The sequence below is a fragment of the Psychrobacter sp. APC 3281 genome (assembly GCF_030407815.1).
In the GTDB taxonomy this organism is placed as follows: domain Bacteria; phylum Pseudomonadota; class Gammaproteobacteria; order Pseudomonadales; family Moraxellaceae; genus Psychrobacter.
Genome location: NZ_JASDCS010000001.1, coordinates 434411 through 447090 on the forward strand (window position 1 = coordinate 434411; position 12680 = coordinate 447090).

A 12680-nucleotide genomic window follows, 5' to 3' on the forward strand; every position below is an offset into this window, starting at 1 on the left:
TTACTAACACATAAATAATAAACAAGGATAATTATGAACATTTTAATGGTACTAACTTCTCATGACCGTTTAGGCGATACTGGCAAGAAAACTGGCTTTTGGCTAGAAGAATTTGCAGCTCCTTACTATGCGTTTCTCGATGCGGGTGCCAATGTTACTCTAGCGTCTCCTGCAGGTGGTCAGCCACCACTAGATCCTAGTAGCGATACTGAAGATACACAAACCAAAGATACCAAGCGTTTTAAAGACGACAAAGAGGCGCAAGAGCACTTGGCCAATACCAAGAAACTTGCTGACATGAAAGTAGAAGATTTTGATTCAGTCTTTTATCCAGGTGGTCACGGTCCATTGTGGGACTTGGCAGTAGATAAGAACTCTATCGAATTGATCGAGAATTTCGTCAAGCAAGACAAGCCTGTTGCCTTTGTTTGTCATGCACCTGGCGCGCTTAAAAGCGTCAAAGTTGATGGCGAGTACTTAGTAAAAGGTAAAACCGTTACTGGCTTTACCAACTCAGAAGAAGAAGCGGCTGGCCTAACAGACGTGGTGCCTTTCTTAGTAGAAGATGTCTTGAAAGCCAACGGTGGTAACTATGAAAAAGCCGCTGATTGGGAAGAGTTTGTGGTCGAAGATGGTTTATTGATCACAGGTCAAAACCCAGCCTCATCAGAAGAAGCGGCTAAGCGTTTGATCAACAAGCTCAAAGGTTAATATCATGATTCGCTTACATCACCTTAATCAGTCACGTTCGTTGCGTACGCTTTGGCTCTTAGAAGAGCTAGGCGTGCCTTATGAAGTGGTCAGTCATCAGCGCGATGCCAAAACTCATTTGGCACCAGATTCTCTGAAGGCAGTTCACCCACTCGGTAAATCTCCGGTTATCGAGATGGACGGCCAAATTTATGCTGAATCAGGGGCCATTACGGAGTTATTGATTGAACGATTTGCGCCAGAGCGTCTGCGTCCTGCTACAGATAGTTCAGATTATGGATATTATCTGCAGTGGATTGACTTTGCAGAAAGCTCGCTGATGTTGCCATTAATGCTTGAGCTATTTACCAAAAAAGCAGGCATTGATGAAAATGAGTTTTTGAGTGGCTATATCGATACAGAAAAAACCAGACTGTTTAAATATCTGGATACCTCAGTTGAAGGTAAGTCGTTTATTGTGGGTGATAAGCTAAGCGGTGCCGACTTTATGCTGTCATTCGATTTGATTATTCTTGCTAAGCGTCAGAAACTTGACGCCTATCCGCATATCAAACAGTATGCTGAAAAACTGGCTGGTCTTGATAGCTATCAGCGTGCAATGCAGCTAGAAGCAAAATATGATGAATCGATTTAGTACTTAGTATTATTAATACTTAGTATTCATTGATACCTCGGTATTAGCCACAATACTATTTACTGACTGAACAATTTTTCGATACAAAAAAAACAGCTCTGTATAGAGCTGTTTTTTATGCGTGCTTTATTTTATGATTGCATGAGTAACCATCGAATTATAGTCATCAATGTCATATGAGAGCATTAAGCTACAGAGCAACCAAACAAATTGCTCAGCACCATCCATGAATTACGTGTCGATGACAAAAGCACGATAAAAGTTATGATAAAATCCTTTCTGAATTTTTTGGGTTATCTTTCAGATACCATCAGTGAGTTGACTGGCTTTTCACGCTATAAATACCAATTACAGTGACCTGACTCCCCGTCTGGCATCTGTCCTATATCACTCTATTTCCTTATACAGATTGTGGTACGCCCATGAGTAACGAATACCAGTTTAAGCCCCACGAACAGCCAATAATGGTGGGATCTCCAGCCAATCCTGACCATCCAGCACGCCGTAAAGTATTTTATTTGCTTATTGGGATTTTTGTGGGTCTCACAGCCAGCTTCCAAAATGGTCTGCTCGTCGCAAATCTTACTCAAATTCAAGGTCAACTGGGCTTAACGCCAGCCGAAGGTGGTTGGATATCTGTTAGCTATAATATGACCAACGCCTGTATCACCGTTCTGCTGTACAAAATTCGCCAACAATTTGGTATGTCACTGTTTAGTAAAATCACTCTGTTCTTTTTGTTGGCTGCCACGAGTTTACAGTGGCTAATCAGTAGTCATCTACTAGATACGCCTAATATTGGAATTGAGCCTTATTATCTAGAGATTGTAGCCAGAGGACTTAGCGGTATGGTCGCAAGTGGCATGACCATCTTAGGGTTATTCTATTGTTTGCAAGGTATGCCAACCGTCAAGCGTACCAGTGGCTTGATATTGGGTTTTGGCTTGGTACAGTTTGGTATTCCATTATCACGAATCATCTCGCCCTATCTCGCCATCGACGGTCAGCTTGAAAACTTATTTTTATTTCAATTTGGTTTGGCACTGATTTGTTTTGGGCTGATTAATATATTGGAGTTACCACCAGGCAATACAGAAAAAGTATTTGAAAAACTCGATTTTTTAAGCTTTGCTTTTTTTGCGAGCGGTCTAGCTGCACTGGCTGTTATTTTGGTGCAAGGTAGGATTTTATGGTGGACGACGCCTTGGCTCGTCTATCCCCTAATGATTGCTATCGTTGGAATTGGCGTCGCTCTATGGATTGAAACGCATCGCAAAAACCCGATGCTACAAGTTCGCTGGATGCGTAGCCGCAATATTATTGCTTTTATGATTACCGGCGCGGTCATGCGAATTTTGCTATCTGAGCAAAATGTTGGTGCTGCAGGGTTACTTGCCAATTTGGGCTATGGTAACGATCAGCTGGTTACTTTTTATGCTGTCATAATAGCTGCCAGTGTATTGGCTTTGGTGATTAGTATTTTTAGTACCAATCCGATGGACTTGCGCCGTCCCGTTATTTTTGCAGTGGCATTGATTGCCTTGGGCTCTTGGATGGACGTTGGGGTCTCTATTAATTCTGCTCCTTATATGTTTTATATTAGCCAGTTTTTGATTGCATTTGCTGCGGTATATTTCATGGGGCCTTTGGTTTTTGAAGGATTCCTGCGTGCTATTGCTAGTGGTCCTGCTTATATTATTAGTTTTTCGGTTATCTTTGGTATTTCCCAAACGGTTGGCGGATTGGCAGGTGCAGCGGCTATTCAGGCATTTACGACCATTCGTACGCAAGTACATTATGCGGATATGGTCAGCTCACTGAATTTTGGTGATCCTACGTTTAGCGCTCAAATTGCTGGTACTCGTAGTGTATTGTCAAACCAAACGACGGACGCAGCACAAGCGAATGTGGCCGCGATGAGCCAAGTGTTGCAAGGGATTCAGCGCCAAGCAACTGTCTCCGCTTATAGCGATTTGTTCTTTTTGATGGCCAGTTTTGCTACTTTCGTTACAGCCATTTTATTGATCAACTATTTTTATAATCGTTACCACAAGCGTAATCCACTTGCTAAAGAGCTTGCCGTTATTGCAAAAATGCGTGAGTCAAAATAACTCAGCTTATTATATTGATAATGTCTCACCCCATTCATTTATAGCCAGTCTATTTTGATATTTATTAAAAATTTAGGAGCACGTCATGAGCCAAGAAAAACCAAATGAGCTTAATCAAACACCTCAGACGTCCACTGGCGCTCCAGCAACAGACACACCTCTAGCGTCCGATATAAGTAAAAAAGAGTCTGCTACAACTTCTTCGCCATCAGTAACTGAGACAGCAGAAGGTGATGTAGAAAACAGTTCAGATAGCAATGAACCGCCGATGCCGCCAAAAGAGCCGATACCCGATACTACTGGTTGGTCGCCCAAGAAAAAGTCCTATCTAAACTTAGGCTTATTAATTTTATTGATTGTCATTGGCGTAGCATTGATCTTGTATGCATGGAAGCTCCCACCGTTCACCCCAACGGTACAGCAAACCAATAATGCTTTCGTCAAAGGTCAGACGACTATTATTAGTCCGCAAGTTTCTGGCTATGTCACTAAGGTAGCAGTGCAAGACTTCGCCAACGTAAAAGCGGGCGACTTACTCATAAAGATTGACGATCGAACCTTTCAGCAGCAGCTCGAACAAGCACAAGCGAATACCGAAGTAGCTCTTACTAACCGCTCTACTAATGAGCAAGATACGCAAACCAGCCAAGCACAAATTGAAGCACGTAGAGCTGATTTATATAGTGCCAAAATCAATGTGGAGAGTGCACGTGAAGATGTTAACCGTTATCAAGGTTTAGATGCTATTGGTGCGGTATCTAAAGCAGAAGTTGCTCATATCAAGGCGCAATTGGCTCAAGCGCAGGCAGGTGTACAGCAAGCAGAAGCCAATTTACAGGCCGCTCAAGAAAACCGTGAAAAGACTAGCGGTAGTCGCTCATCGCTAGATGCAAATATCAAAAATGCTGAGGCAGGCGTCAAGCAAGCGCAAATCAATCTAGACAATACTATTATCACTGCGCCTGAATCTGGCCAGCTAAGCCAAGTCAGTGTCAAAGAAGGCCAATACGTCAGCGCTGGTACGCAGCTTATGTATATCGTGCCAAAAGGCATTTGGATCATTGCAAACTTTAAAGAAACTCAAATAGCCAATATGGCAATCGGTGAGCCTGCGACCATTCATGTCGATGCGCTTGGCGGTGCCAAATTTAATGGTCACATCAGTAATATCTCGCCAGCAACGGGCAGTGAGTTTAGTGCAGGTGCAGCCAACCCTGCGACTGGTAACTACATAAAAATCGCTCAACGTATCCCTGTACGCATCGACTTAGACCAAGATCAGCCTGAACTGGCACGCTTACGTCCTGGTATGTCAGTCTCAGTGGATGTCGATACCAATATTAAATGAAAGGTTAAATAAAAATTTAATTAAAAAATAATGCCAAATAAGGTAAATAGTTAACGTAAAAAAGCCACCCTAGATACCAAAGAAATTGGATTTAGAGTGGCTTTTTTAGTTTTATATAATCTATAGCTTCAAACTATAACAACTATGGTAATAAGCGTTTGGTTGTCCAGCTTGTACTGCCTTCACTGTCGTCACCGCTACTCTGCGTATACACAATGCGGTCATGCATTCGATTGGCGCGACCTTGCCAAAACTCAACATTTTCAATCGTAATCTCATACCCGCCCCAAAATTCTGGCGTTGGTACGGTAGTATTATCAGGATGTGCTGCTTGCAGCTGTTCAAACGTTTGCTCCATGACTTCACGATTGGCCACTTCACCACTTTGCGGTTGACTGACCCAAGCACCTACTTGGCTATCGTGAGGACGCTTTTGGAAGTAAGCAGCCGATTTATCAGCAGCAATTTTAGCGATACTACCGCTGATACGGACTTGACGCTCCAGCTCATGCCAGAAGAATAATGCTTCGGCATTAGGGTTTTCTGCAATATCTTGCCCCTTCGCGCTTTCATAATTGGTATAGAAAACAATACCTGTCTCAGTAATTTCGCGTAGTAACACAATACGGACGCTAGGCTTATTGTCTGCGCCACATGTTGCCAAACTCATTGCATAAGGCTCTTGCACCTTTTGTGCTAACGCTTCATTCATCCAAGCTTTAAAGAGCTCAAATGGTGACGTTGGTACTGACTGTTGGTCAAGCTCGCCTTTCTCGTATGAGAGGCGTTGGTCGGTAAAGTCCATGCCCATAGCAGTTCCTTATTTGAAAACTATAATGTTGTTGTCTTAAATACCAGTTATTGTCTTAAATACTATTAGCCTAGTACTGATTTTATAAGATCAGCTAAGTCATTCGCCATTACATCGCATTCAATTTCATCATCTGACTCTACCATCACGCGAATCATAGGCTCTGTACCTGACTGACGTATCAATAGACGACCTCGACCCTCTAGCGTTGCCTGTGCTTTATCAAAAGCAGCAACCAACTCTTCATGTTTGAATGGGTCTTGCATTTGAGATAAGCGTACATTGACTAACTTTTGCGGCAACACTTCAAAACCTTCAACAAGTTCACTTAGCGCACGCTCTCTGGCTTGCATGACTGCCAGTACTTGCAAACCAGCAATGATAGCGTCTCCTGTGCGACTTTTGTCCAAGCATAAGATATGACCAGATGGCTCACCGCCCAATATCCAACTATTAGCTTCTAAGTCCTGCATCACATAGCGATCACCCACTTTTGCGCGAGTAAATTGAATATTTGCATGTTTTAATGCCAGCTCTAGCCCCATGTTACTCATGAGCGTGCCCACTACGCCTTCAGCTTTGGTTTTACCTTGGGTAGCAAGCACATATAAGATACCGTCGCCGTCGACTAGCTTACCCGTCTCATCAACCATTACGATACGGTCACCATCACCATCAAGCGCAATACCGACATCTGCGTCATGCTCAAGCACAGCCTTTTGTAAGCTTTCAGGATGAGTAGAGCCACATTCAGCATTGATATTGATGCCATCTGGCGTATTATTAATGGCAATCACGTTGGCCCCCAATTCGCGCATTACTCTAGGTGCTACGCTATAGCCCGCACCATTGGCACAATCCACTACTACCGTCAGATGACTAAGGTCGTATTGATAAGGAAAGCTGCCTTTGCAAAATTCAATATATCGACCTTTTGCATCATTAATACGATTGTTCTTACCTAAATTTGCAGGATCAAGAATAGGCATCATAGCAACGTCACTATTAACGTCATTCATAATTGCCGTCAATTTATCATTAATTGCAGTTTGCATCTCATCAGTAAGTTTTTTGCCGTCGCCTGAGAAAAACTTGATGCCATTATCATAATAAGGGTTGTGCGAGGCTGAAATAACCACGCCAGCATCTGCATTAAAACTACGGGTCAAATGCGCAATCGCTGGAGTCGGCAATGGACCAAGCATATAAACATCAACACCAGCCGCATTAAAACCTGATTGTAGTGCTCCTTCTATCACATATCCTGAAAGACGCGTATCTTTACCAATCACCACACTTGGCTTACGCGCAGGATTTTCATTTTTTTCTATGAGAACAAGCCCAGTGACGTAGCCCAATTTTAAAATAAAATCAGGTGTAATAGGCAATTCACCAAACTTTCCACGAATACCATCGGTGCCAAAATAGCTCATTATGTGTTCCTCAAGTCAAAAAAATAAAAGGCCAAACGTATATGCAGGCAATACTATTGTTGTAATAATCTGTTTCTGTATTTTACAAAAAAAACAGCCAACAATAACATAGCATTGTTGGCTGTTTGTATCTTAAGCTCGCTGCAGCCTTACGTCTCAGCTAACATTAATACGATTTAAAACTATAAAAGAGAAGTATTTCACGGAACGATCTAGTTTACTCGATAGTTCGGTGCTTCTTTAGTGATTTGCACATCATGCACATGCGACTCTTTCATACCCGCTGAGGTTACTTTGATAAACTGCGGATTGGTACGCATATCTTCAATCGTGGCAGAACCCGTATAACCCATTGATGAACGTAAGCCACCAACCAACTGATTAACGATACCCGCAACTGGTCCTTTATAAGGAACACGGCCTTCGATACCTTCTGGTACTAGCTTCTCTACGCCGTCTTTTGCATCTTGGAAGTAGCGATCTGAAGAACCGTTTGATCCTGACATCGCACCCAAACTACCCATACCGCGATACGCTTTATAGTAGCGACCTTGGAACAGCTCAACTTCACCTGGCGCTTCTTCAGTACCAGCCATGAGTGAACCAACCATGATGCATGATGCACCAGCAGCGATTGCTTTTGCCATATCACCTGAATAACGAATACCACCGTCAGCAATCAATGGAATGCTGTCTTTTAAAGCACTAGCAACATTATCAATGGCTGATATTTGTGGCACACCGATACCTGCAATAATACGTGTGGTACAGATAGAACCAGGGCCGATACCTACTTTTACTGCATCAGCACCTGCGTCACGTAAAGCGATTGCAGCTTCACCTGTTGCGATGTTGCCACCGATTACTTGCACATGCGGGTAGTTTTTCTTAATCCAAGATACTTTATCGATCACGCCTTTTGAGTGACCGTGCGCAGTATCAACGACGATAACGTCGACATCAGCGGCGATTAATGCTTCAACGCGTGCTTGCGTATCTGCACCTGTACCAACAGCTGCGCCAACACGCAGGCGACCTTGCTCGTCTTTACACGCATTTGGATTGTTTTCAGCTTTGGCAAAATCATTAACAGTAATCAAACCACGCAGGCGGAAATTATCGTCAATAACGATGACTTTTTCGATGCGATGCTCATGCAACAATCTTTTGATATTTTCGTTGCTTTCACCTTCATGCACAGTTACTAGCTGCTCTTTAGGCGTCATAATCTGACTAACTGGCAATGACAAATTGGTCTCAAAACGCCAATCTCTATGAGTAACAATACCCACAACGTTATCCGTGCCTTTTTCGACCACAGGCACACCTGAGATATTATTATCTTGAGTCAAACGCAGCAATTCACCGATGGTCATCTCTGGATGCACAGTGATAGGGTCAACGACGGTACCCGCTTCAAATTTTTTGACACGGCGTACTTGTGTGGCCTGCTTTTCGATGTCCATGCTCTTGTGCAAAATACCCATGCCACCAAGCTGTGCCATAGTGATAGCCATTTCAGACTCAGTCACAGTATCCATTGCCGCAGAGATTAGCGGAAGATTAAGTGTGATGTTTTTGGTCAAACGAGTAGACAGATCAGCAGTTTTTGGCAGAACTTCAGAATAGGCTGGTAATAATAAAACGTCATCAAAGGTTAAGGCTTCATCGACAATTCGCAACATACAGACCCCTAGTGGTGGTTATTTTGATGGGTAGGAGCTCAGGGTTAAGCGTATCAATCATTGCAGCTGCAAGCACAGTGCCGACTCATCGCTAACCACTCAGTTATCCTATAAAAATAACGCCACATTATAACAAATAAGCGCCTCGCTGACACACTATATTTGTCAGATTATTTTACACAAGTGCGTCTTTATCGATGGTAGTTGTGCTTCAAACCATTAATAACTGGCTTTTAAAGCTAATTAAATTCGCAAGGCTCATCGCTATTCCCAATTTCTAGTCGCCTTTTGTTAACGTAAAGCGCTCTGTAGGTAGATATTGGTTCTGTTGTGCATGCAGGTAACCAAGCATTTGCTCCCGTATCTCACAGGCTAGCGTCCATGCCTCTATAGGCCCTACCGATGAAACAGCGCCGCGCAGTTGAATGGTATTTTCGGTCACATCAACCACATACATCTCAGGTTCTGTTTTATTATCCCAAAGCTTATTGTCCTTGACCATCGATATAAACGTCTCTCGGATAGCGTCAATATCTGCACCATAGTCGATATACAAAAACACAGGACAGGTCTGATGAACCTCCGTATGCGACCAGTTTTCCACTCGTTCAGTGATTAGCTCACGCATTGGCACGATCAAGCGACGCTCATCCCATGTTTTTAACACGGCATACGTGTAACGCAGGTCTTCAACAGTACTAAAATTGCCATCCATTATCACACTATCGCCGATTCGCACTGGCTGCGTCACTGCTACCTGTACACCAGCGATGATATTCCCTAATATTGGCTGTGCCGCAATACCGATAACCACACCTGCAATACCCGCTGAAGTCAATAAAGTTTTGCCAAGGCCTTCCATATTTGCAAATTCACTAAGACCTATCCAGAAGCTTCCCAAAATCATCGCGAAAATAAACACACGGCGAAATATTGATACATAAGTACGGCGGCGACGTTCTTTATCGAAATGCTCTGCAGCCAAATTTTCAATCTGCATGTCTTGATAGCGATTGGCAAAAAAGTTAATGATACGAATACCCAACCACATGGTACTAAATACCAGACCAATCCAAATCAATGGACGAGTGGATGAGGCGACTGCATCTAAATAAGGAAAACCACCAGAAACCAAGGTAAAAACCAGTGAAAAACTGATGGTAAAGGTTAATGGTACTGTTAGCTTGCTAACCAAATCTGCGACGCCGTTGGTACTGCCAACATACATGCTGTATTTTTCTTCATCGATATAATGATTGATGATTTTTGCAGTACCTTTACTCAGTAGCCAACCCATACCCATGGTTAATAAAAAGAACAATATGAGCGCTGAGAATTCCCATAACGCAATTCCAAAAAACTTTAGCTTTAACCAAGTAGGCAAATAACGTTCGAACTCGGCTGGATGATACTGCTCATAGAGATTATCAATATTGCCTACTGTCTGCGCCGAAAACACCCAAACAGGGGCTTTATCCCCTACTCGTACTCGCTGCAAATAGATAGGAACGCGGCGCTCGCGATAATCAATATAGCCAAGCTGAATAGAACGTCTGGCAATACCCATGACACTGCTATTATTACCAAGTGGTGGTTCAATTAAGCCATCGGGACGATCTGGCATATCGTCGAATACATAGAGCTCTTTTTCAGACAATAAGAAATCCAGTCGCTTTGTGAGATCAAGCGCACGGCTACGTTGGCTTTTCTCATCAATCAAATTCATGTTTAGTGCGTAAGCGGCCAAATCATACTGCTGCTTCATTAACGCTGATTGAAAAAACTCTAAGGCTGCAAGCGGTGTTTCTAAATTAGCTGGCTCAGATAACGGTGGCAACCCTGCATTTAGTTTATCGAGAATATAGTAGCTCTCACTATATTCTCCGGTCAGTGCCGTATCCCCTTGTAGCCTGCCTGCCTGCTCTACTGCGTTACGTTCAGTAGGATCAAAGATTTCTTCAGTAATACCAGAAATACTAACACTTTCATCTTTAAGCGCATTGACTTGCTGAGCGGCATATTCAGAAAAACTATCAGGCTTACTAGGCGTTTGTTTTTCCGGCTCGCTCGCACTCTGTGCATTTTCACTATTTGCTGCATAAACGGGTGAATAGATGACATTTATAGCGACAATCAAAAAGCCCAACAGTACTTGCAGCACATGGCTTTTAAAACGACTTTTCTCTACATCTACTTGATGATTATCATCTGAGCGCAAAACGGCACAATGATGGTCCATAGGATTGTCTTTAAGTGTATTCATGTTTTCAAAGCCATCAGTCTACAAAAAGAAAGTATAAAAAATATATCGCTGCTGCTTTAACCTAATTCAGTAAGCAAAAAAAAGCCAGCCTAAAGCTGACTTAATTTATTACGAGATTTGTAGCTATTTACCCTATAAACGGCAAGAGTTGTTTTAAGCGCGGCGCCATGTGGTGCCAGCACGGCTATCTTCGAGCTCAATACCCGCCTCTTTTAGTTGCTCACGTATCTCATCAGCACGGGCAAAGTTTTTGTTGGCTTTAGACTCTGCACGTTCGATGATTAAATTATCAATAACCGCATCCGTTAGACCATCTTCTGCCTGATCACCAATCACTGCTTGCAAAAACTGCTGCACTGGCTGCTGTAAAATATTTAATACCTGAGCCAATGCTTTTAGTTGCTGGGCTAATTGCCATGCGGTATCGACGTCTTCCGCTTTAATGGCTTTATTGATATCACGAGCCAATCCGAATAAGACGCTGATGGCGGTCGAGCTATTAAAGTCGTCATTCATCGCCTTGATGAAGTCTTGTCCAACCGCGCTATTATAAGCTTCAGCCACCAAATCTTCATTGATTACGATTGACTGTCCTTTTTGCTGCTCAGCCAATTTTAGTGCATTGTACAACCTACTTAGGCTATTATGCGCTTCATCTAAGGCACTATCAGAGAAGTTAACTTGGCTGCGGTAATGGCTCGATAATAAGAAAAAACGCACCGTTTCGGGTAAGTACTTTGCCATGACATCACGAATGGTAAAAAAGTTGCCCAGTGATTTAGACATTTTTTCACCATCGACATTGATAAAACCAACATGCATCCAGTTGCGTGCATACTCACAACCAGTTGCCGCCTCAGACTGCGCAATTTCGTTCTCATGATGCGGGAACTGTAAGTCATGACCACCGCCATGAATATCAAAGGTATTACCTAGGCACTTAGTCGACATCGCTGAGCATTCAATATGCCAGCCTGGACGCCCTTGACCCCATGGTGATGCCCACTGCGGCTCGTCAGGTTTTGCCGCTTTCCATAGTACAAAGTCAAATGGATTACGTTTATCGCTTTCAACTTCGACTCGCGAACCTGCTTGCATATCGTCCAGATTACGCTTAGATAATTTACCATAACCGTCAAAGCTATCAACAGCATAGTAGACATCACCGTTGTCGCCTACATACGCATAGTTGCCAGTGACTAACGTCTCAATCATATCCTGCATGTCATCGATATGATCGGTCGCACGTGGCTCAGCATTTGGCATCTCACAACCAAGGGCTGTCGCGTCTTCATGCATCGCTTCAATGAAACGCTGCGTCAATGTACCAATATCTTCACCGTTTTCAGCGGCACGAGCAATGATTTTATCATCGATATCAGTGATATTACGTACGTAATTCACGTCGTAACCCAAACGTGCCAACCAACGAACGGCCATATCAAAACCGACCATCACTCGCGCATGACCAATATGACAATAGTCATAAACGGTCATGCCGCATACATACATACCAACCTGCCCTGCTTTTAGTGGTACAAACTGACGCTTGCTGCCAGTCAATGAATCGTAAATGGCAAGTTGGGACATCGCATCTGCAAGTGGTGTGCTCATAGTAAAAAAGCCTTGTAACGTAAATAAAATAGAGAAATGGGAAATCTCAGCCGCCGTGTATGAATAAGCC

Annotated in this window: 9 protein-coding genes; 4 read left to right on the forward strand and 5 right to left on the reverse strand. The window is 43.1% G+C overall.

The annotated features are described in order from the left end of the window. The first annotated feature begins 33 nt into the window (after window positions 1–33). The 4 genes from QL886_RS01750 (at window position 34) to QL886_RS01765 (ending at window position 4804) form a co-directional block, all read left to right on the forward strand. Entirely contained in the window at window positions 34–711 is a 678-nt protein-coding gene (locus QL886_RS01750) for a type 1 glutamine amidotransferase domain-containing protein (RefSeq protein WP_290177423.1), read from the forward strand. A gap of 4 nt (window positions 712–715) precedes the next feature. Next, a complete protein-coding gene (locus QL886_RS01755) occupies window positions 716–1345 on the forward strand; it encodes a glutathione S-transferase (protein ID WP_290177424.1) in 630 nt (209 codons plus the stop codon). 422 nt (window positions 1346–1767) lie between these two features. Next, complete coding sequence (locus tag QL886_RS01760; RefSeq protein WP_290177425.1) at window positions 1768–3456, forward strand: MFS transporter; 1689 nt, start codon at window positions 1768–1770, stop codon at window positions 3454–3456. Between the two features lie 85 nt (window positions 3457–3541). Beyond that, a complete protein-coding gene (locus QL886_RS01765; RefSeq protein WP_290177426.1) occupies window positions 3542–4804 on the forward strand; it encodes an HlyD family secretion protein in 1263 nt (420 codons plus the stop codon). A 142-nt stretch (window positions 4805–4946) separates the two neighbouring features. On the opposite strand, the gene pdxH is transcribed toward QL886_RS01765, so the two are convergent. The 5 genes from pdxH to cysS all read right to left on the reverse strand — a co-directional run bounded on the left by pdxH (window position 4947) and on the right by cysS (window position 12610). Beyond that, on the reverse strand, window positions 4947–5609 hold the full coding sequence (gene pdxH, locus QL886_RS01770) for a pyridoxamine 5'-phosphate oxidase (RefSeq protein WP_290177468.1): 663 nt from the start codon (window positions 5607–5609) through the stop codon (window positions 4947–4949). 71 nt (window positions 5610–5680) lie between these two features. Then, window positions 5681–7048 carry a phosphoglucosamine mutase gene (gene glmM / locus QL886_RS01775; protein ID WP_290177427.1) on the reverse strand — a complete coding sequence of 456 codons (1368 nt, stop codon included), beginning with the start codon at window positions 7046–7048 and terminating at the stop codon, window positions 5681–5683. Between the two features lie 212 nt (window positions 7049–7260). Beyond that, the gene (guaB, locus tag QL886_RS01780; RefSeq protein WP_057760534.1) at window positions 7261–8733 is read right to left on the reverse strand and encodes an IMP dehydrogenase; all 1473 of its coding nucleotides are present in this window, start codon (window positions 8731–8733) and stop codon (window positions 7261–7263) included. Window positions 8734–9010: 277 nt separating this feature from the next. Next, a complete protein-coding gene (locus QL886_RS01785; protein WP_290177428.1) occupies window positions 9011–10996 on the reverse strand; it encodes a mechanosensitive ion channel family protein in 1986 nt (661 codons plus the stop codon). Between the two features lie 153 nt (window positions 10997–11149). Next, window positions 11150–12610, reverse strand: a complete 1461-nt coding sequence (cysS, locus tag QL886_RS01790; protein WP_290177469.1) for a cysteine--tRNA ligase — start codon at window positions 12608–12610, stop codon at window positions 11150–11152. Window positions 12611–12680: the final 70 nt, after the last annotated feature.

What these genes read in the sequence shown, in the direction of transcription:
- QL886_RS01750 (WP_290177423.1), top strand. Translation starts at nt 34, where the DNA reads ATGAACATTTTAATGGTACTAACTTCTCATGACCGTTTAGGCGATACT.
- QL886_RS01755 (WP_290177424.1), top strand. Translation starts at nt 716, where the DNA reads ATGATTCGCTTACATCACCTTAATCAGTCACGTTCGTTGCGTACGCTT.
- QL886_RS01760 (WP_290177425.1), top strand. Translation starts at nt 1,768, where the DNA reads ATGAGTAACGAATACCAGTTTAAGCCCCACGAACAGCCAATAATGGTG.
- QL886_RS01765 (WP_290177426.1), top strand. Translation starts at nt 3,542, where the DNA reads ATGAGCCAAGAAAAACCAAATGAGCTTAATCAAACACCTCAGACGTCC.
- pdxH (WP_290177468.1), bottom strand. Translation starts at nt 5,609, where the DNA reads ATGGACTTTACCGACCAACGCCTCTCATACGAGAAAGGCGAGCTTGAC.
- glmM (WP_290177427.1), bottom strand. Translation starts at nt 7,048, where the DNA reads ATGAGCTATTTTGGCACCGATGGTATTCGTGGAAAGTTTGGTGAATTG.
- guaB (WP_057760534.1), bottom strand. Translation starts at nt 8,733, where the DNA reads ATGTTGCGAATTGTCGATGAAGCCTTAACCTTTGATGACGTTTTATTA.
- QL886_RS01785 (WP_290177428.1), bottom strand. Translation starts at nt 10,996, where the DNA reads ATGAATACACTTAAAGACAATCCTATGGACCATCATTGTGCCGTTTTG.
- cysS (WP_290177469.1), bottom strand. Translation starts at nt 12,610, where the DNA reads ATGAGCACACCACTTGCAGATGCGATGTCCCAACTTGCCATTTACGAT.